Source organism: Desulfomicrobium macestii (assembly GCF_014873765.1).
In the GTDB taxonomy this organism is placed as follows: domain Bacteria; phylum Desulfobacterota; class Desulfovibrionia; order Desulfovibrionales; family Desulfomicrobiaceae; genus Desulfomicrobium; species Desulfomicrobium macestii.
This window is the reverse complement of sequence record NZ_JADBGG010000011.1, coordinates 1-20,247: the sequence shown is the minus strand read 5'-3', so window position 1 is coordinate 20,247 and position 20,247 is coordinate 1. Positions and strand designations below refer to the sequence as shown.

Annotated in this window: 19 protein-coding genes and 3 tRNA genes; 19 read left to right on the top strand and 3 right to left on the bottom strand. The window is 61.5% G+C overall.

From position 1 onward, the window contains the following. The first annotated feature begins 107 nt into the window (after positions 1-107). A complete protein-coding gene (locus H4684_RS08610) occupies positions 108-2,543 on the top strand; it encodes a Lon protease family protein (protein ID WP_192623468.1) in 2,436 nt (811 codons plus the stop codon). 59 nt (positions 2,544-2,602) lie between these two features. Here the strand turns inward: H4684_RS08610 and H4684_RS08605 are convergent, their stop codons facing one another. Beyond that, on the bottom strand, positions 2,603-3,910 hold the full coding sequence (locus H4684_RS08605; protein ID WP_192623467.1) for a TolC family protein: 1,308 nt from the start codon (positions 3,908-3,910) through the stop codon (positions 2,603-2,605). Between the two features lie 291 nt (positions 3,911-4,201). Between H4684_RS08605 and H4684_RS08600 the strand changes: the two genes are divergently transcribed. From H4684_RS08600 to H4684_RS08585, 4 genes are all read left to right on the top strand, one after another. Further along, a tRNA-Arg gene (locus tag H4684_RS08600) sits at positions 4,202-4,278 on the top strand. A 157-nt stretch (positions 4,279-4,435) separates the two neighbouring features. Next, positions 4,436-4,511, top strand: a tRNA-Phe gene (locus tag H4684_RS08595). Between the two features lie 191 nt (positions 4,512-4,702). After that, positions 4,703-4,778, top strand: a tRNA-Phe gene (locus H4684_RS08590). A gap of 194 nt (positions 4,779-4,972) precedes the next feature. Further along, positions 4,973-5,560 carry a hypothetical protein gene (locus H4684_RS08585; RefSeq protein WP_192623466.1) on the top strand — a complete coding sequence of 196 codons (588 nt, stop codon included), beginning with the start codon at positions 4,973-4,975 and terminating at the stop codon, positions 5,558-5,560. A 70-nt stretch (positions 5,561-5,630) separates the two neighbouring features. On the opposite strand, the gene H4684_RS08580 is transcribed toward H4684_RS08585, so the two are convergent. Beyond that, the gene (locus H4684_RS08580; RefSeq protein WP_192623465.1) at positions 5,631-7,022 is read right to left on the bottom strand and encodes an HAD-IIB family hydrolase; all 1,392 of its coding nucleotides are present in this window, start codon (positions 7,020-7,022) and stop codon (positions 5,631-5,633) included. Positions 7,023-7,155: 133 nt separating this feature from the next. Here H4684_RS08580 and H4684_RS08575 point away from each other — a divergent pair, with 133 nt between their 5' ends. Both H4684_RS08575 and H4684_RS08570 read left to right on the top strand, forming a co-directional pair. Next, positions 7,156-7,371, top strand: a complete 216-nt coding sequence (locus tag H4684_RS08575; RefSeq protein WP_092190567.1) for a hypothetical protein — start codon at positions 7,156-7,158, stop codon at positions 7,369-7,371. Between the two features lie 27 nt (positions 7,372-7,398). Continuing rightward, entirely contained in the window at positions 7,399-7,587 is a 189-nt protein-coding gene (locus H4684_RS08570; protein WP_092190565.1) for a hypothetical protein, read from the top strand. Positions 7,588-7,590: 3 nt separating this feature from the next. Here the strand turns inward: H4684_RS08570 and H4684_RS08565 are convergent, their stop codons facing one another. Further along, the gene (locus tag H4684_RS08565) at positions 7,591-7,779 is read right to left on the bottom strand and encodes a hypothetical protein (protein ID WP_092190563.1); all 189 of its coding nucleotides are present in this window, start codon (positions 7,777-7,779) and stop codon (positions 7,591-7,593) included. 870 nt (positions 7,780-8,649) lie between these two features. Between H4684_RS08565 and H4684_RS08560 the strand changes: the two genes are divergently transcribed. From H4684_RS08560 to trpA, 12 genes are all read left to right on the top strand, one after another. After that, on the top strand, positions 8,650-9,456 hold the full coding sequence (locus H4684_RS08560; RefSeq protein ID WP_092190559.1) for a 2-amino-3,7-dideoxy-D-threo-hept-6-ulosonate synthase: 807 nt from the start codon (positions 8,650-8,652) through the stop codon (positions 9,454-9,456). A gap of 9 nt (positions 9,457-9,465) precedes the next feature. Then, a complete protein-coding gene (locus H4684_RS08555) occupies positions 9,466-10,434 on the top strand; it encodes a 3-dehydroquinate synthase II family protein (RefSeq protein ID WP_192623464.1) in 969 nt (322 codons plus the stop codon). Then, positions 10,431-11,549, top strand: coding sequence for a prephenate dehydratase (gene pheA / locus H4684_RS08550; protein WP_092190555.1), 1,119 nt, complete (start codon positions 10,431-10,433; stop codon positions 11,547-11,549). The genes H4684_RS08555 and pheA overlap by 4 nt, the downstream gene beginning before the upstream one ends. Beyond that, the gene (gene aroA, locus H4684_RS08545; protein WP_192623463.1) at positions 11,546-12,892 is read left to right on the top strand and encodes a 3-phosphoshikimate 1-carboxyvinyltransferase; all 1,347 of its coding nucleotides are present in this window, start codon (positions 11,546-11,548) and stop codon (positions 12,890-12,892) included. Before pheA ends, aroA begins: the two co-directional genes overlap by 4 nt. Beyond that, positions 12,882-13,661: a prephenate dehydrogenase/arogenate dehydrogenase family protein gene (locus H4684_RS08540; RefSeq protein WP_092190551.1), complete on the top strand. Its 780-nt coding sequence runs from the start codon at positions 12,882-12,884 to the stop codon at positions 13,659-13,661. The genes aroA and H4684_RS08540 overlap by 11 nt, the downstream gene beginning before the upstream one ends. 108 nt (positions 13,662-13,769) lie before the next feature. Next, positions 13,770-15,182, top strand: coding sequence for an anthranilate synthase component I family protein (locus H4684_RS08535; protein ID WP_192623462.1), 1,413 nt, complete (start codon positions 13,770-13,772; stop codon positions 15,180-15,182). After that, a complete protein-coding gene (locus H4684_RS08530) occupies positions 15,157-15,738 on the top strand; it encodes an anthranilate synthase component II (RefSeq protein WP_192623461.1) in 582 nt (193 codons plus the stop codon). The genes H4684_RS08535 and H4684_RS08530 overlap by 26 nt, the downstream gene beginning before the upstream one ends. 3 nt (positions 15,739-15,741) lie before the next feature. After that, positions 15,742-16,743, top strand: coding sequence for an anthranilate phosphoribosyltransferase (gene trpD, locus H4684_RS08525; RefSeq protein ID WP_161949064.1), 1,002 nt, complete (start codon positions 15,742-15,744; stop codon positions 16,741-16,743). After that, the gene (locus H4684_RS08520) at positions 16,736-17,509 is read left to right on the top strand and encodes an indole-3-glycerol-phosphate synthase (RefSeq protein WP_192623460.1); all 774 of its coding nucleotides are present in this window, start codon (positions 16,736-16,738) and stop codon (positions 17,507-17,509) included. Before trpD ends, H4684_RS08520 begins: the two co-directional genes overlap by 8 nt. After that, positions 17,506-18,120, top strand: a complete 615-nt coding sequence (locus H4684_RS08515; RefSeq protein WP_192623459.1) for a phosphoribosylanthranilate isomerase — start codon at positions 17,506-17,508, stop codon at positions 18,118-18,120. Before H4684_RS08520 ends, H4684_RS08515 begins: the two co-directional genes overlap by 4 nt. Next, positions 18,117-19,355, top strand: coding sequence for a tryptophan synthase subunit beta (gene trpB, locus H4684_RS08510; protein ID WP_092190543.1), 1,239 nt, complete (start codon positions 18,117-18,119; stop codon positions 19,353-19,355). Before H4684_RS08515 ends, trpB begins: the two co-directional genes overlap by 4 nt. Then, a complete protein-coding gene (gene trpA, locus H4684_RS08505) occupies positions 19,345-20,112 on the top strand; it encodes a tryptophan synthase subunit alpha (protein ID WP_192623458.1) in 768 nt (255 codons plus the stop codon). The genes trpB and trpA overlap by 11 nt, the downstream gene beginning before the upstream one ends. Positions 20,113-20,247 lie beyond the last annotated feature (135 nt).

Below are 20,247 nucleotides of genomic sequence, written 5' to 3'. Positions count from 1 at the left end.
AAACCCACTGCCGCCGGAAGAGGTTGGCTTGCCAGCAGGACCTATTCGCACTATGCCCGGACACGAAATCAACAACCCCGGCATAAAAGCCGGCAGCACGAGAATCAATGAAAAACATCCCTGAACTCAAAGCCCGTCAACTCAAGATCGAGCCGGACCCACGCAAGATCCTGCGCAGCAACGATATCCGCGACAACACGAACGCCGTTTGCCTGTTCCAGCCCAGAGCCCGCAAGGCCCTGGAAATGGGGCTCTCCATTCCGGGCATGGAATACAATGTTTATGTCGCCGGAGAACCGGGACTTGGACGGACATATCTTGTCGAGAACTTTCTTCTCCCCCGGGCCAAGGAAGGAACGACGCCTCCAGACCTCGTCTATCTGAACAACTTCGACAATCCCGACAAGCCGCTCCTGGTCAGCCTGACGCCCGGTCAGGGCAAAGTTCTCAAAGAGAACCTGCAGCGCGTCGTCAAACGTCTACGCCGCGACCTGCCGCGTCATTTCGAGCAGGCCAGCTACCTCAGGCTCCAGAACAAGCTCTTCACCAAACTGGCCCTGGTGCGGGACGATCTGATGGACAGGATGGATGAAGCCGCCCAGAAAAAAGGGTTCAGTCTGAACATCGATGACACCGGAGCGGTTTCACTGACGCCACTGGTGGACGGCAAGGTCCTCAGTTCGGAAGAATTCGAACGTCTTGAGTCCTCCCAGAAGAAAATTCTCAAGGACCAGAGCAGTGCCGTCCTTAACACCATCGCGGACCTTTCACGGTTGGTCAATAAAAGCGAGCAGGAATTCCGGGCCAAGGAGGTGCAATTGGCGCAAGAGCATGCCGCAAGCCTCGTGGACCGTCTGCTTATGCCCATCCACAAAAAATTCACCGAGAACAAGGCGCTCAAGAAATATTTCGATGCCTTCAAGGAAGACATTCTTGAAAACCTTCCCCACTATCAGGGTCGGCAGGAGCGCGAGCCCCGCACCGGGCCGGAACAGCAGGGGGAAGGCCTGTCGGATTCCTTTTTCCAGCGCTACGACGTCAACCTCTTTGTGGACAATTCCGAAGTCACCGGCGCGCCCGTGGTCAAGGAAATCAACCCCGGCTTTTTCAACCTCCTCGGCTGCGTGGAGCGTGAAACGGAATGGGGCACCTACTACACCGATTTCTCCCTGATCAAAGCCGGGGCGGTGCATCGCGCCAATGGCGGATTCCTCATCTTGCGCGTGGACGACCTCCTGAACCACCCCGCCGCCTGGGAAGGCCTGCTGCGCTGCCTGCGCACCAAGCAGTCGAGCCTGGACGACCCTACGGATCATTACGACTTGCTGCGCACTCGCACCATCAGTCCGGACCCGATTCCGCTCTCCCTCAAGGTTCTGCTCATCGGCGACGACGAGACATACGAACTGCTCTACATGCATGACGAGCGGTTCCGGAAGATATTCAAGCTCAAGGCGCATATTCAGGACACCGTCGAGCGCACCCCCGAGTCCATCACCGGGTATGCCCAGGCCCTGGATCGCGCCGGACGCGAAACCGGCCTGCGTGGATTCACGAAGGACGCCTTCGCGGAATTGGTGAATTACTCTACCCGCATGGCCGAAGACCGGGAGCGCCTGTCCCTGCATTTTTCGCATTTGCGCGAGATCATGATCGAATCCAATGCCCTGGCCATCACCCAGGACAAACGGGTCATTGACGCCGTCATCGTGAAGCAGGCCCTTGAGGAACGCGAATACAGGACCAACCTGTACCAGGAGGAGTTCCTGCGTGAATACGATCGCAGATCCATCAAGGTCCGCACCCAAGGGCAGGGAGTCGGCGTGGCCAACGGCCTGTCCGTGACCCAGGTCGGGGATTACGTCATGGGCCTGCCGCATCAGATATCCTGCACTGTGGGTGTGGGCCACGGCGGCATCATGGACCTGGAACGTGAAGCCGAACTCGGCGGCCCGATCCACACCAAGGGCATGATGATCCTCAAAAGCTATTTCGTGAACCTGTTTGCCCGCAACAAGCCACTCGTCCTGACCGGCAGCCTGTGCTTCGAGCAAAGCTACGCCCAGGTCGATGGGGACTCCGCGTCGGGCGCGGAACTCGCGGCCCTGCTCTCCGCCCTTTCAAACGTGCCGATCCGCCTCGATCTGGCCTTTACCGGAGCCATTTCCCAGTCGGGGGCCATCATGGCCGTGGGCGGGGTCACGCACAAGGTTGAAGGCTTTTTCGAAGTCTGCAGGCGACGTGGCCTCACCGGCCAGCAGGGAGTGCTGCTTCCCAGGGACAACATCGTACACCTGGTGCTTCGGGACAATGTGCTGCAGGCCATAAAGGACCGACAATTTCATATCCATCCCGTCAGCACCATCGAGGAGGCCATGGAGTTCCTGACCGGCAAGAGAGCCGGAGAACGCCTGAAGGACGGCCGTTTCTCGCAAAACTCCATCTACGCAGCCGTGGACGAAAGGCTGACCGAGCTTGCGGTTCTCGCGGAAAAGAAATGCGCCATGCCCAGGCGAAAAGGCATAAAAAAAGCCGGATCCTGAAAAGGGTCCGGCTTTCTTCGATTTTGGCCTTGGATTCTAAAAAGAGCTCCAGACTTCCCTCACTGAGCCAAAAGCTCCGGATTTCTTTGGCCCATGGCCCCATAAAGCTCGGCCACGGAGCGCTCATAATCCGACAGTGCCTCGTGCAGGCTGGCTTCGCTGAGCGTCTGCTTTGATTGGGCATCGAGCACGTCAGTGTTGGTGCCCACCTGAGCTTCGTACCTGGCCACTGCCATGCGGTAGCTCTCCTTGGCGGCGATCAGCCCCTGCCTCGCGGCAGAGATGCGTTTTTCAGCGGCCTGAATCTGCAAAAAGCTCTTCTTGACCTCAAACGAGGCGTCATTCTCAAGATTCAGATACTCCTGACCCAGCCGGCTCACATTTTTTTCCGCCTGCTTTTCCCCGTAATAGGTCTTTCCCCATTCGAAAAAGGTCCACTTCATCCCGACCTGTGCGTTCCACTGGCTGGGCGCATGGTAGTCTCCGCCGTGCACCAGGGGATCCTCCCCTTGGCGGATGTAATTGAAATCGGCGGCCACCTGCGGATAGTACGGCACCGCCGCCAGCACCTTGTCCTTTTCCGCCAGCATGACGGCCTGACGGGCAATGCGCAGATCCGGACGATGCCGGCCCGCGCGCTCCAGGCATTCTTCGAGAGTCAAAGGCATGGGAAAATAGCGCAATTCTCCGACATAGCTTACATCCGCCTCCACACTCTTGCCGAGCAACGTGTTCAGCTGGGCGATCAAGGTCGCTTCGTTGTTTTCTGCGGTCAACAGCAACTGCTCGGCCGTGGCCACGTCCACCTGGGCCTGCAACATGTCGAGCTTGGGACGCAGGCCGACCTCGTAAAACGCGGTGTTCACCTTCAGTTGTGACCGCAGTCGGACAAGGGAATCCTCGGCGGAGCGCACATTCTCCCGCGCCTGCAGCAAACGCAGGAACGTGTCCTGGATGGCGACGATCAGCCGCAGCTCGACATTGTCGATCTGCGATGCGACCTGCTCCTTCTCCAAGATGGCTCTTTCGTGCGTCGTCAACAGGTTGAATCCGGTGAACAGCGGCTGGTGCACATTGAAGGCAAGTTCCCAGTTGTCCAGTGTGCCCGCGTTGACCCCGAAGGAACGCGGCCGTTCGTCGAGCCGGGTGTAGCCATACTGCGTACTGAAGGATGGCCCAAAAGCCGCCTTGGCCGATTTGACGGCATAGTCCGAGGCCATAAGCGCCTCGCGCGCGGCCAGAACCGAAGGATTCGACTTCAGTCCGATCTCCACGGCTTCCCGCATGGTCAAGGTCTCCGCGCCCCAGGCAGGAAGGGAAAAGAAACAGAAATAAATCATGCACAAACCGCATTTCAATATTCTCATAAAACACTCCGGAACCGGTTGTTTGAAAAGTTTTCTCCGCAATCAGGGTCACATACTCTCCACCGCTTCAAAACGCCACCCCGTCGCCTCAAGCTGCTACCGACTTGTGAAGAAAAGCACTTGAAGTCAAGAAGGATCTCGCCTATGTTTTTGGACTAGATCATAATCAAGAGGAGGCATCCCATGTTTTCTGGACTCATTCTTGCCCTGGGCCTTTGCTGCGTCGGCCTTATCGTCTATTCCCTGAACAAGGAACACGGACCCGACAAGCATCACCATTAATCCCCAATTCCGCCCTTAGCTCAGCTGGATAGAGTACCGGACTTCGAATCCGTTGGTCGCATGTTCGAATCATGCAGGGCGGGCCATCCTGATGAATTTAATTGCGGGGCGCGGACCAATCTTCACGCCGGCAGCCCTGCTGCCGGAAGTTGGTTTGAACAAAACGAAGGAAATTCGGAAAGTACAAAATTCCCTCTTGCCTTCGCCATCGCCTTTGCATAAAAGCACCTCTCACCACACGTTGCCGGGGTAGCTCAGTCGGTAGAGCAGGGGACTGAAAATCCCCGTGTCGGCAGTTCAACTCTGTCCCCCGGCACCATGAAATCAAAGGTCGCATTACGCGGCCTTTTTTCTTTTCTGCCGAGCCCGGCACGAAACGTCATCGACCTTTCGGATGTGCCGGCGACTCATCGACCCCTGCCGACGGCCCCTCCCGACCACAAATTTTGCAAATCCCATTTTTTAGCTTGCCAAAGCAGGCCGATTTCCATAGTAACGGTCTTCCGTCGAGCCGGGGTAGCTCAGTCGGTAGAGCAGGGGACTGAAAATCCCCGTGTCGGCAGTTCAACTCTGTCCCCCGGCACCATGAAATCAAGGTCGCATTACGCGGCCTTTTTTCTTTTCAGCATCCCACCGCCCGCCCGTCTGCGCAAATTTTCCGCCGCGGGCATCCAGTCCAGAGATGCCGTTCCGCGGCTCCGCCACAATTCTTGACGAAACCGGCCCGAAGCACCTAACCCTACACGGATGCACCGGCCTTGAATCAGGAGAGTTCCGCCCATGCTCATCACCCAGCGACGATTTTCAAATACCTTCACGTTCAAGTTCGAACCCGACACCCTGACCTACACCAGGGTCGACGCCTATGGTTCGCACTCCTTCCAGTTGCCCTACGGCTCCATCGGCATGGACCCGCAACGCACCTCGGAGCGGAACGCAACCCTGTTCAACGGAGGGATTCTCCTTTCGGCCTGGGGGCTGGCGCAGGCTGGTTACACCATGGCCCACGGCGATCTTCTCGGGATCATCTTCCTCTTCCCCGGAATCGCGTGCTTCCTTCTCCATTTCCTGACCAAAATCGAATTGACATCACTCAGTTCCGACGCCGGAGAAATCGTCCTGCTCCACGACAGGCACTACGACCGCATCATGGAGGCCATACGCGAGCGCAGAAAAAAACAGCTGCTCGAATGGTACGGCAACATCAACTTCGCCAATGATCCCGAGGAAGAGATCCGCAAATTCCACTGGCTCCATTCCCAGCACCTGATCAGCGCGGGACAGTTGCAACAGATCATCACAACCATCCGCAACGCCGATATCGAAGGGCGGGATGGAATCGACGATCCCGTCCCGCCCCAACAATAGTCCGCTGAACTCAACGGGGTCCTCGCGGCCGACACCGCATGGCCCCCGGCAGGCCCTTTTCCCCCTTCTTTCAGAAGGTCATGTCCGAGCGCAGCCCGGCCCAGCCCAAACCGAGACGCAGCCGGTCCAAAAATACTCCGACACCGCCGTCCGCGCACTGTCCGATGGTCCAGTCCGCGCCACGCCGCGTCCACTCCCCGGCGTTGGCCACGGCGGCGCAAGCTCCGCAGAGGGCAAAGAGCAGCTCGTCATTTTCCGTGTCGCCCACGGCCAGGGAGTGCAAAACCGGCCACTGGGCACGTTCCATGACGGTACGGGCAGCCTGTCCCTTGTTCCCCCGCTTGGGCAGAAATTCCAGAAAATGCCGGTCGCTGCGGCAGCAATCCACGCCCAGTTCCGCAGCCAGAAGGCGCAGCTCATCCTCACGCCGGAGATCATCACCATCCACAATGCACAGAATCTTCAGCGCCGCGCCCGGCAAGCGCGTCCGCGTGGGGCGGATCTCTCCGTAGCGGTCGAAAATCTCATCCAGGGATGCCGGCCACAGTCCTCCCGTCTCGATGCCTTGCGGGCGGTAAACGGCGATGGGCAGTCCCCGGCTCTCAAGGGCGCAACGCAGGGCCTCCTCCGCCTCCCTGAGCTCGTCAAGGACGGTTATCCCGTTCCTGTCCAGCAGGCAGGACCCGTTGCCCGCCACCTGGGTGGTGTTCAGGCCCAACTGCAAAACCAGAGGGGCGATGCTCAAAGGATGCTTGCCCGTGGCGACAGAAAAGGCTCCGCCTGCCGCCACGTAGGCCTTGACCGCCGTCTTGTTTGCATCCGAGAGCCCGTCTCCGGGACGGATGAGCGTGTTGTCCACATCGCAAAAAACCCAAGGCAGGGGGCGGCGTTCCGTGGCCATGTCCCGCGCCCACTCCAAAAACGAATCCCGCACCTCGTTCACCATGGCTGCCGCCTGCCGCACCTTCCCGGGGTTGTCCGGGTTGCGCGCGGCGATATCCTCGAAGCGCCGCGCAAAGGAAACCCGCTTGCCCACACCGGCGGCGCGCCAATCGGCCACGGTCACGGCCCGCACCAGCCAATCCGCCTCGGCCAGCGGCGGCCGACTGGCGTAGTGTTCGCTCACGAGAGGCATCCGCCCCCCCCTCCTGTCCGCCTGGGAATGACGCAGCACCCCTTCCACCACCCATGGATGTTCGCCCTTCTCCTCCAGGAACAGTGCCCCGTCGAGGGCATGGTATTCGAAACGGCGCAGCGCTGAGGCGTACCCGATGTCGTGCAGCAGTGCTGAACGGATCAGCAGCCGCGCATGTTCCGTCGGCAGGGAAAAGCTCTCCGACAGATCCTGGGCAAAGGACGCGGCGTCACGCATGTGCGCAAGACGCGGCATGCGGTCGGTAAAAAGGGACTCAAGGGCACGGATATCGAAACCCGACTCGGGGCAACTCGAAACGAAAGGCATGTGATTTCCTGTGGAAGATAAGGGTGATGAGCGAAAAGAAAGGGGACGATGACTCGCAAAAAAAAGTATTTTCCGTTTACTTTCAAGATGATTCGGCTTAGTAAGCTGAGCCTAATAATAAAGGATTCAGGCAATGAAACAAGCTGAAAATTTACTGCGGCAAGCGCAGACGTTCATCCGTCGACTAGGCATTCATCCCCTGATTCTCATCGCGGGACTACTGTTTTGCCTGTTTTTTCCGCGCTTTTTCCTTCTCGCGGCCTTTGGCTACGCCGCCTATTGGGTGATCAAGAACATCGGTTTCCCCCCGAAAGGTCGGGGCGGACGCAAAGGCCGGGGAAGAAAGTAGACCGACCAAGACATCAAGAGGAGTTCCATGGCTTCCAATTCATCCCTTTTCATGCGCATTCTCCGGGCCATCATTCACAGGGTCTGGACCGTCCTCTTTTTCCTGTCCGTCCTGTCCGTGCTCTCCCTGGCCAATCATTGGTGGGATGTCATCGCAAGCGGCTACCATGTGCTACAAAGCTGGATTCTGGCCGGAATAGACCTGATTCGCGGCTAGGGATCACCCCTTCTCATCCACCAGTCTGTCCTCGGCATGGAGTTCATTCCAGACCGGGGAACCCGGGGCAGTTTCCCTTTGCCTGGGACGGGTCCGCCCGACGGACTTGGACTCGGCAACCTCTTTTTCAATCTGCCGCCGCCGCTCGAAATTTCCCAGAATTCCATCCACCTTTTCGATTTTTTCCGTCATATCAAATATCCAACGCTTCGGGCGCACGCCCGGGTGAAATGCCCGCCAGCCCTTCATGACGAGACTGGTCCAATGTCACCGAAACCCTTGGCAAATCATCCGCTACGGATTCCAAAATTCGCGCATTCCCACGGGCGCCTGACTTCGCAAGCCGCTCCGGGACTGCGCCAAGGCCAGGCAAAGGGCGGACCTGTTGCTCCGGAGGAGCCTCTGCGGGCATGCGGAAAGGATGAGCCGGACATGGCGGTTGCGCGCCGATGGGAACGTTCGCGCTGCAATCGGCCACCGCCTCGGCACTACCCGCGCAGGCCAGACAAAAAGCCGAAATACAACTCTGCAGAGCGGTGTCCTCCCCGTCCTCGATCATCCTGCACGAATGCAGCGGGCACAGGACATGCTCGCACTCCCTGACAAATTTCGGGCTCCCGCCCTGACAGCACAGACAGATTTTCCGGATCACTCCGGGCATTGCGTTCCTGGCGGCCATGCACCCCTCTCCTTGGTCCTGGCGGAATGGAATTGCCCCACCATACGCACGAACCCAGCGTGCATCAATGCCCAAAATGGAGAACTCCGGACGCCGCGCATCAACGGCGAAATCACCACCCAAAATAAAAATGACCGGCGGTCATAAAAATTCTTGACAGCCTTCGGACAAACTGAGTAATCAGGCAATCGTTATGACAAACTTCTCCCTCAATCACAGCCTGTACTTTTTTTGGTACTTTTATTTTAGCAGAGCCTGTGGTCTGAGGGGACTGCTTTAGCCTTTTTGACGAAGCAAACCAACCTTAGGGCCGCAGGCAATACGCCGGCGGCCCTTTTTTACATTTTAAGGCCCCGGGTGCCCGGCCGAAACCGGAGGAAATCATGAACATGGGAAAAAGCGTCAGGCTGGAAAGAATCTTCAACCGCAACACGGGCCGCAGCATCATCGTGCCCCTGGACCACGGAACCACCGTCGGCCCCATCCACGGTCTGGTGGACCTGCGCTCCACGGTGAACAAAGTGGCCGAGGGCGGCGCCAACGCGGTGCTCATGCACAAAGGTCTGCCGCGCTGCTCGCACCGGGGTCATGGCCGCGACGTGGGCCTCATCATCCATCTGTCGGCCAGCACCACCCTCTCTCCCTTCCCCAACGCCAAGATCCTGGTCGGGACAGTCGAGGACGGAATCAAGCTTGGCGCCGACGCGGTGTCCGTGCACCTCAACCTCGGTGACGAGTCCGAACGCGACATGCTGCGCGACATGGGCCAGGTCGCCTCCAAGTGCGCCGAATGGGGCATGCCGCTTTTGGCCATGGTCTACGCACGAGGCCCCAAGGTCAAATCCGAATGGGATCCGGCGACCGTGGCGCACTGCGCACGTCTGGCCGAAGAACTGGGCGCCGACGTGATCAAGGTCGTCTACACCGGCGATCCCGAATCCTTTGCCAGGGTGACCGAAGGCTGCTGCATCCCCATCGTCATTGCCGGCGGACCGCGCATGGACTCCCCGCGCGACATCATCCAGATGGCCCACGACTCCATCAGCGCGGGTGGCGCGGGCCTGTCCATGGGACGCAACATCTTCCAGGCCGAAGATCCGACCCGGCTCGTCCAGGCCCTGCACGCCGTGGTGCACATGGATTACTCCGTCGAACAGGCCCTGGCGCTGCTCGAAGAACCCAAACTCTAGGCCAGTGTCATGAAAAAAGTACTCTTTTCCGGCGTCCCCTTCGACAAGGGGGAAATCACCCTGGCTCTGGAATCCGGCGTGGACGCGGTCATTGTCGAACGCGAGCATGTCGCCTCCGTGCAAGCGCTGAGCAAGATCCAGGTCCTGGCCGCCGAAGACCAGCCCTATGTGCTCCTGTCCTCCAAGGCCGACGAGGAAGAGGCCGTGCGTCTCCTGGGCCAGGGCAGGGAAGTCATCCTGCGTGAAGGCTGGGAGATCATTCCCGTGGAAAACATCCTGGCCCAGTCCGACCGCCTGGCCGTTGAAGCCGCCAGCCTCGACCGCGCCAGGCTGGCCGCCGGCATCCTTGAGCGAGGGGTCGAAACCGTCGTCGTCCTGCCCGGCGCGGCCGAGGATCTCAAGACCATCGTGCGTGAACTCAAACTGAGCCAGGGAACCATGGAACTGGAAACCGCGACCATCACCGCCGTCACCTCCGCCGGGCTCGGCCACCGTGTCTGCGTGGACACCATGAGTCTTTTGAAATCCGGTCAGGGCATGCTGGTCGGCAATTCGAGCGCCTTCACCTTCCTCATCAACGCCGAAACCGAGTCCAACCCCTACGTGGCGCCCCGCCCGTTCCGAATCAATGCCGGGGCCGTGCACGCCTATGCCGCCATGCCCGGGGACAGGACCACGTATCTCGATGAACTCAAGACCGGCACCGAAGTGCTCATCGTCGGCGCCGACGGCTCCACCACCCTGGCCACGGTGGGCCGCTGCAAGGTCGAAATCCGGCCCATGCTGCTCATCGAGGCCGAGTGCAACGGGAAAATGGGAACCCTCTTCCTGCAAAACGCCGAGACCATCCGCATGGTGCGGACCGACGGCCGCCCTGTCAGCGTGGTCGACCTCAAGGCCGGAGACAAGGTGCTGTGCCGCACGGATCAGGCAGGAAGGCATTTCGGCATGCGCATCACCGAGGAGATCAAGGAATGAGCGCATCCACGCAGCGTCTGACCGAGATCCGGACCCAGATCGACGACCTGGACGAACAACTCCTGGGCCTGCTCAATCGGCGCGCCTCCCTGAGCCGCGAGGTGGGCCAGCTCAAGTCCGATTCCCTGGACATCGTCTTCAAGCCCTTTCGCGAAAAGGAGGTCCTGAACCGGCTGAATGCGTTAAGCCCCGGCATCCTGCCCGAAGACCACCTGCGCGCCATCTACCGCGAGATCCTGTCCTCCTCGCGCCGCCTGCAGCAGCCCCAGACCGTGGCCTACCTCGGCCCCGAAGGGACCTTCACGCATCTGGCGGGCCTTGAATACCTCGGCCGCTCCATGGACTTCTCGCCCTGCCCGACCCTGCACGACGTCTTTCTGACCGTGGCCTCGCGCAAGGCCGACCTTGGCGTGATCCCGCTTGAAAACTCCCTGCAGGGCAGCGTCGGCCAGAGCCTGGACCTCTTTCTGCAATACAACGTCTATATCCACGCCGAACTTTTCAGCCGCATAAGCCACGCGCTGCTGGCCACAAACGCCGATCTGGCATCGGTGCGCACGGTCTATTCCCACCCCCAGGCCCTGGCCCAGTGCTCGGGCTGGCTGCGCACCAACGTACCCCAGGCCGTCGTCGTCCCCACCGAGAGCACCGCAGCGGCGGCAGCCCAGGCCGAGCGCGAGGGCGAGGGTTCCGCCGCCATCGGCCATCCGCGTCTGGTGGAGCGCTATGGACTCAAGGCCGTGGCCCTGGACATCCAGGACCTGCCCGACAACTGGACCCGCTTTCTGGTCATCGGCCCCACGCCGACGGTGGGCAGCAGCCGCGACAAGACGTCGCTGCTCTTCACCACTCCGGACAAGCCCGGCGCACTGGCCGCCATCCTGAACCTCCTGGCCGACCAGGGGCTCAACCTGACCAAACTGGAGTCGAGGCCGCTCAAGGGCGAAAAGTGGAAATACGTCTTCTTCATGGACGTGGAATGCGACCTGTCCCAGGAGCAGTACGAGAACACCATGAAGCATCTGACCAGCCTCTGCCACACCATGCGCGTGCTCGGCAGCTATCCTACGGGCCCGCACCTCTACGGCGCAGGCATAACCCAGGAGTCCTCATGAACCCGCTCATCCGCATCACCGCGCCTTCATCCAAGTCCCTGTCGCACCGGGCACTCATCTGCGCGGCCCTGGCCACAGGGGACTCCCTGCTTGAAGGGGTGCTCGACAGCCAGGACCTGACCCGCACCGCCGAGTGTCTGCGCCTGCTCGGCGCGACGATCGAACCCCGGGAAGACAAGCTCTTCGTGCACGGCATCGGCGCGGCGTCGCGGCCAGACGCATCCGAGCCGGTCTCCATGAACGTCGGAGAGTCCGGCACCACCTGCCGGCTCATGGCCGCCGTGGTCACGGCCATCACCGGCATTTACCGTATTTTCGGCGAGGGGCGCATGCACGACCGACCCGTCTCGCACCTGACCGACGCCCTGACCCGCCAGGGAGTGCGCGTCACCTTCGAGGAAAAGGACGGCTACCCGCCCCTGGTCATGTCCAGCCCCGGCCTGTCCGGCGGCGAGGTGACCATCAATCTGGAACAGAGCAGCCAGTACCTCTCGGGCCTGCTCCTGGCCGCACCCCTGGCGACCGGGACGACGACCATCCGGCTGATCGGCAAGTCCGTGGCCTCCTGGCCCTATGTCGCCCTGACCCTCGACACCATGGCCCGCTTCGGCGTGCCCGTGATACTGGAACGCCGGATCCTCGACGACTGGCAGCCTTGCGCCCACGCCGAGGCCGCAGATCTGCCCCCCACGGACATCCGTCTCATCGTCCATCCGGCGCCCTACCGCGCCGGAGCCATGCGCGTGGAAGGCGACTGGTCCAATGCATCCTACTTTCTGGCGGCCGGAGCCGTCGGCGTCGCTCCGGTGCGCATCTCCGGGCTGAACCCATCCTCGGCCCAGGGCGACCGCTTCATGCTTGAGATCCTGACCCGCATGGGAGCGCGCATCGAATGGACCGATGACGTGGTCACGGTTTTTCCATCCGCGCTGCACGGCGTGCACGTCGACATGAACGCCTGCCCCGATATCGTGCCCACGGTTGCGGCCATGGCCGCCTTCGCCACCGGGGAAACGGTCATCTCCGGTGCCGCGCATCTGACTCTGAAGGAATGCGACCGCATCCAGGGCCCGGTCACGGAGCTGTCCAAGGCAGGCGTGAACATTGAGGCCCGGCCCGACGGCATGGTCATTCGCGGCAACGGCGGACTCCTGCCCCGCGACGTGGACATGCTCACCCACGGCGACCACCGCATGGCCATGAGCTTCGCCATTCTCGAACTGGGCGGCATCGGCGTTCACCTCGACAACCCGTCCTGCGTGGCCAAATCCTTTCCCGGATTCTGGGACGTCTGGGGCAAGGTTCGCCTCGGCAACGGTCTTGGAGAAGCTCATGAGGCTTAGCCCGGCATCGCCCATCGTGATCATCGGTGCCAAGGGGCAGATGGGCGCGCGGTTTGCGCAGCGCTTTCGCGAGGCGAGAAATCCCGTCACGGAATTCGACCACCCGCTGGACCTTGCCGCCCTGCCCGAGGCCGTACGCACCGCCGCGCTGGTCCTCTTGTGCGTGCCCATCACGGCGGTCAAGGATGTCACCCAGGCGATAGCGCCGTATCTTACGCAGGATTGCATCCTGGCCGACATCTGCTCGGTCAAGGTCCAGCCCCTGCGCGAAATGCTGGCGCTGACCACGACGCCCGTGGTCGGCACCCATCCACTTTTCGGGCCCGGAACACTTGACGCGGAGCTGCGTATTGCCGTAACCGTGGGGCGTGACCAAGAGGCAAGCGATAATCTATCAGACTGCCTCCGCTCGCTGGGATTCTCCCCGTTCAACACCACGGCCGATGAGCATGACCAAGCCATGGCCTACATCCAAGGACTCAACTTCGTGACCACCGTCGCTTATCTCTGTGCTTCCCCTCTGGAAAACGGAATCGAGCGTTTCTTCACGCCCTCGTTCGGGCGACGCATGGAGGCGGCCACGAAAATGATCACCCAGGACGCTCCCCTCTTCTCCACCATGTTCGAAGCAAATCCGCACAGCCTTGAGGCCGTGCGCATATTCCGTTCATACCTGAACGTCGCTGCCGGCGGCGATCTGGAACTCTTGAGCCAGAAGGCTCTTTGGTGGTGGCGCAAGCAGCATGACGCAGGGGGACCCGCTTCCTGACGGCATCGTAGTGCCGTTAGTTCAGGCATAAAAGGCATAAAAAGCCGGATCCTCCAGGGGATCCGGCTTTTTTTTATCCGAAATTCAACAATCGATTATGGAGGCACCATGATCATCCTACCCCAACAGGGGACCTGGCTCCCGGCGGACACACAGACGCCCATCTCCCTGTATCTGACGCTGGTGCGCGAAAAGCAGGGATTTCTCCTTGAGAGCACCGAAGTGGACGGACGGCTTGGCCGTTACAGCCTCATCGGCTGGGATTTTCGGCTGATCCTGTCCTGCGTCTCCGGCAAGCTCGACGTCCAGAGCTACGACCCGCGCCTGCACGGCCTGAAGGAATTCAGCGGCCAGGATTACGTTTCCGGGCTGCGCGCCTGCCTGGCCGAACTGACCGTCACCGGCCCCGAAAATCTGGGCCCGCTTCCGGCGGTGACCAGAAGCGTGTGCGGCTACATGGCCTACAACATGGGCGGCATCTTCGAGCCGGCGCTTGCCGACAAGCTGCCGCCCGAAGAAGCGCGCTCCATCATGGTCCTGCCGGGCAAGGTCATCCTCTTCGATCACCTGCACCACCGCTGCTGCTATCTGACACTGGATTCCTCCACCAACCTGAACGGCTGCCAGCGTCCGAGCACGCCTGCCCCTCCGGTCGTCGGGGCCATCACCACCACGCCGAACCAGGACGAATTCCTGCGCCGCGTTTGCCGGGCCAAGGAGCTGATCACCCAGGGCGAGGCCATCCAGATCGTGCTCTCGACCCGCTTCAGCGCGCCGTTTTCCGGCTCCGCCTTCGAGCTTTACAGACGGCTGCGGCAGATCAATCCATCCCCGTACACCTTCTTCATGTCCTTCGGGGACCTGACCATCATGGGCTCGTCTCCGGAGCTGCTCATCCGCTGCGAGGACGGTCTCCTGCAATTGCGACCCATCGCCGGGACCCGCGTACGCGGCGCCACCGAGGCCGAGGATCAGGCCCTGGCCGAGGAGCTGCTGGGCGACGAGAAGGAGCGGGCCGAACACGTCATGCTCGTGGACCTGGGGCGCAACGACCTCGGCCGCATCGCCGCCCCCGGCACGGTGCACGTCGACAAGTACATGCAGGTCGAACGATTCTCCCATGTCATGCACCTGACCTCCTACCTCTCGGCGCACTTGGCCGAGGGCCTTGACGCCATCGACGTCTTGAAGGCCGGGTTCCCGGCCGGGACGGTCTCCGGAGCGCCCAAGATCCGGGCCATGCAGATCATCGCGGACGAAGAGAAGCTCGATCGCGGCCCCTATGCAGGCGGTATCGGCTGGATCGGCCTGGACCAGGGGCAGGTTAATCTGGATACAGGCATCACCATCCGCTCCCTGTGGGTGGAAAACGGCCAAATCAACTGGCAGGCGGGGGCGGGGCTGGTCTTTGATTCGGACCCCGAAAAGGAATGGCAGGAGTGCCACAACAAGGCCAGGGCGATTTTGAAGGCCATCACCAGCACCGGAGGCGGAGATGATTTTACTGATAGACAACTTTGACTCGTTTACTTTCAACCTGGTTCAGGTTTTCCAATCTTTGGGCGCAAACCCCTTGGTGCTTCGTAACAACGAGCCGGAAATCCTGACCCTGGCCACGGACCCGCGCCTGCAAGGAGCGATCATCTCCCCCGGCCCGAGCCATCCGCGCAACACGGGGCTGTGCCTTAAGTTTCTCGATCTGGTGCCACGCAGCGTCCCGGTCCTTGGCGTGTGTCTCGGACATCAGACCCTGTCGCATCACAGCGGCGTGAACGTGGGCGCGGCCCAGCGGATCATGCACGGCAAGACTTCAAACATCCGACACGACGGGACCGGGCTTTTCGAAGGGGTGCAAAACCCGATGCAGATCGGCCGCTACCATTCCCTGGCCGTGCATGGGGAGGGGGACCTGCCCTTCACCGTCACCGCCCGCACCGAAGACAATGAGATCATGGCCCTGGCCTTCAAGGACCGCCCCTGGGTCGGCGTGCAGTTCCACCCCGAATCCGTGCTCACGCCGGAAGGGCCGAAACTGCTGAACAACTTCCTGAAAATGTGCAACATCCAAGCGGAGTAAGCCATGAACACCATCAGCCATATTCTTGAATATCTGACCACGGGCGCCGATCTTTCCGGCATTCAGGCCAAGGAGGCTTTCGATCTCCTGCTGACCGGCGCGGTTTCCCCGGTGCAGGCCGGGGCCTTTCTGATGGGCCTGCGGGCCAAGGGCGAAACCGCCGCCGAACTCTCGGCCGCCGTGGATGCGGCCCTGGGACAGGCCCGGCTCATCCCCGGGCTCTCGGGCAAGCGCATCGACACCTGCGGCACGGGCGGAGACGGGCAGCAGAGCTTCAACTGCTCCACGGCCGTGTCCTTTTTCCTGGCCGACATGGGCTATCAGGTCGTCAAGCACGGCAACCGCGCCGTGTCGAGCAAATGCGGCAGCGCCGACGTGGTCGAAGATCTGGGCTACCCCCTGGTCACGGACCCCGAAGCGGTCAGGGACGAGCTTGCGCGACGCAATTTCGTCTTCCTCTTCGCCCCGCATTTCCATCCGGCCTTCAAACACGTGGGACCGGTACGGCAGCAACTGGGAGTACGCACCATCTTCAACCTCATGGGCCCGCTTTTGAACCCGGCCCTGCCCACCCACCAGATTCTCGGCGTGCCGGACTTCCGATTCGCGCCCATGATCGCCCAGGTGCTGGCGGCCAGAAAAGGTCTCGAACGCGCGGCCATCGTGCACGGCGCGGGCGGATTCGACGAACTGACGCCCTGCGGACCCGGTCAGGTCATTTTCGTGGAACACGGCAAGATCCGCGAGACGGTCATTGACCCTGCGGATTTCGGACTCTCCACCTGCGTCCCGAGGGACCTGGCCTGCGACAGCAAGGAAGATGCACTGAAGCTCCAGCGCCAGGTTCTGGCCGGACAGGGACCAAAATCCCTCCAGGACATGGTCACCCTCAATCTGGGCGTGGCCCTTTTCCTGCTGGAAGACGACCTGCCCCTGGAACTGGCCATGGAAATGGCCCAAGCCAAAGTGGAGCAAGGGCTCCTCGGCGGAGCGCTCCATGCTTGAGAAATTCCGCCGGGCCAAGCAAGCTGAAGTCGACGAACTCATCCGCCTCCGTGACGCGGGGCACAGGCACATCCCGCATGAGGGCGTCCGCCCCGAATTCGGCGCGGCCCTGACCCGGCCCGGGACCTCGGGGATCATCGCCGAGTACAAGCGCGCCTCCCCGTCCAAGGGCGACATCAATCTTGATGTCCTGCCCCTGCAAGCCTGCCGGGGATACGCAGAGGCCGGAGCCTGCGCCCTCTCGATCCTGACGGAATCGAACTATTTCAAGGGGAGCCTCGGCTTTCTGTCGGAGGTAGCACCGCTGGGCCTGCCTCTGCTGCGCAAGGATTTCATCATCCATCCCCTGCAGGTGGAGGCAACCGTGGCCACTCCGGCCTCGGCCATCCTGCTCATCGTGCGCATGTTCGAGGACCTTGACGAGCTGGCTCAACTTCACGCTCTGTGCCTGACAAGCGGTCTTGAACCGGTGGTCGAGGTCTTCGATGAACGCGACCTGGACAGGGCCAAGGAAATCGGGAGCACCATCATCCAGGTCAACAACCGCGACCTGGACACGCTGACCACGGACATTGGTCGCTGTCTGGACATGGTCCGACGCAAGGAGGATGGAGAGATCTGGATCGGCGCCAGCGGCATAAGCACCCCTGAACAGGTAAGCAGGCTCAAGGCTGCCGGCCTGGACGCGTTGCTCATCGGCACGGCGCTCATGCAACACGAAAGTCCCGGTCTGGGCCTGGCCCGGCTGAGCGGAGGCCGATCATGATCATCAAGGTCTGCGGCATGACCAGAGCGGAGGATGTCGAATTTTGCGACGCGCTCGGCATCGATCTGCTTGGCTTCATCTTTCATCTTGAGAGCCCCAGAAACGTCACACAGGACTGGGTCTCCGCCCAAAAGCCCAACCGCGCCCTCAAGACCGGAGTCTTCGTGCGTCAGGGCGTGGAGGAAATCCAGGCCATCGCCGCCAAGGCGGGCCTCGATCTGCTCCAGCTTCACGGCGGGCACACCGTGGAACAATGCCTCGCCCTGGGTCCAGAGCGAGTCATCAAGACCATGTGGCCCGAGCGTTACCCAACGGTGGAGCGGCTGGCCGCGGACATGCTGCTCTTTGCCCCGGCCTGCCGGGCCATTCTGCTGGACAGCGGCAAAAGCGGCGGCGGACACGGCAAGAGCCTCGCCCCCAAGGATCTGCAACGCCTGCAATGCCCCCATCCCTGGTACCTGGCCGGGGGCCTTGGCCCACACAACCTGACGGTCATGAAAACCACCGGCGCGGCCGGGTTCGACCTGAACTCCGGAGTGGAAAGCGCCCCCGGAATCAAGGATCACGAAAAAATACGCCACGCCTTACAACTGCTGCGAGGAAAACCATGAGTACGATATCAGACATGCTCCCGCGCCATTTCGGCCCTTATGGAGGGCGCTATGTGCCGGAAATGCTTGTCCCGGCCCTGGAGGAACTGGAACAGGGCTACCTGAAATACAAGGACGACCCCGAATTCACGGCCGAACTGGCCGACCTGTACCAAAACTACTGCGGCCGTCCCACGCCCCTCTATTTCGCGGAAAATCTGACCCGCGAGCTTGGCGGCTGCAAGATATACCTGAAACTCGAAGGGCTGGCGCACACCGGCGCGCACAAGATCAACAACGCCCTGGGCCAGGCCCTGCTGGCCAAACGCCTGGGCAAGACCAAGGTCATCGCCGAGACGGGCGCGGGCCAGCACGGGCTGGCCTCGGCCACCGTTGCGGCGCGCTTCGGCCTTGAGTGCAAGGTCTTCATGGGCGAGGTGGACGTGCGCCGCCAGTATCCCAACGTCTACGCCATGAAGCTTCTGGGGGCCGAGGTCGTCCCGGTCACCGATGGCACGCGGACGCTGAAGGACGCGGTCAACGCCACGCTCAAATACTGGATTCAGAATTTGAAGGATACGCACTACATCCTGGGCTCGGCCCTGGGGCCCTTCCCCTACCCGGTCATGGTGCGCGACTTCCAGTCCGTCATCGGCCGCGAAGCGCGCGCCCAGATCATGGAACGCGAAGGCAGGCTGCCGAGCCATCTCGTGGCCTGCGTGGGCGGCGGCTCCAATTCCATCGGCCTCTTCCACCCCTTCCTGGGGGAAAAGGGCATCCGCTTCCACGGGGCGGAGGCGGGCGGGCGCGGTCCCGAAATCGGCGACAACGCGGCCCGCTTCGGCGGCAGCCCCAAGGTCGGCATCGTGCAGGGCTACAAGAGCTATTTCCTGCAGGACGAGAGCGGACAACTGCAGGACACCCATTCGGTCTCGGCGGGCCTCGATTATGCGGGAGTCGGACCGGAGCTGGCCTGGCTGTTCGATCAGAACGTCGTTGAGTTCTCGCCCATCACCGACGTGAAAGCCCTGGACGCCTTCAAGCGGCTGACCCGCCTTGAAGGCATCATCCCGGCCCTTGAATCCTCCCACGCCGTGGCCCGGGCCATCGAACTGGCCCCGACGCTGCCCAGGGACGAGATCATGATCGTCAACATCTCAGGCCGGGGCGACAAGGACATCTTCATCACGGCCATGGAACTGGACCGCGAAAACTGGATTGCCTTTCTGGAAAACGAGGTACGTCATGGAAAATAGAATCGACCTGGCCCTCAAAGAGGCGAAGGGCATCCAGCTCATGACCCATGTGGTGGCCGGATACCCGAGCCTTAATGTCAACGCCGACCTGATCCGCCTCATGGCCCGCAGAGGGGTGCGGCTGGTCGAAATCCAGATCCCCTTCACCGACCCCCTGGCCGACGGGCCGACCATCATGCGCGCCAACCAGGCCGCCCTGGACGCAGGGATCACCCCCGCGCACTGCTTTGAACTGTGCGCGGCCTTATCCAGGGAACTCGACGTGGCCTTCATGCTCATGACCTACGCCAACATTCCCTACGCGCTGGGCATGGAGGCCTTTCTCGACAAGGCAGCGGCCAGCGGCGCCAGCGGAACCATCCTGCCCGACCTGCCCTGGGACGAGGCGGACGGGGATTATGCGCAAGCCGCGCGACAAAGAGGTCTGCACCCGATCATGGTCATCTCCCCCGACACCCCGGCCCCACGCCTGGCGGGCATTCTCGAACGCGCCTCGGGCCTTCTTTACACGACGCTCAAGGTCGGCATCACGGGCGCGGGGACAAGCATGGATCAGGCCGGGGTCGACTACGTCAAGGCGCTGAAAGCCAAGGCCGGTCTACCCATCGCCGCCGGATTCGGCATCTCGCGGCCCGAGCACGTACGCATGCTGGACGGCCTGGCCGACGTGGCCGTAATCGGCAGCCACATCATCAATCTGATGGACGCTGATGGTCTTGGGGCCGTGGATGATTTTTTGGCGGCGTGCCAGGAATGAAAAACCGGGAATGCACATGGCGCCGATAATCACACCGTACGGGCGGAACGAAGAGGGCAGGCACGCAGGCCTGCCCCTACAACGATCAAACGCCACGGTTTACCCATTTCCAACAATCCACACACCGTAGGGGCG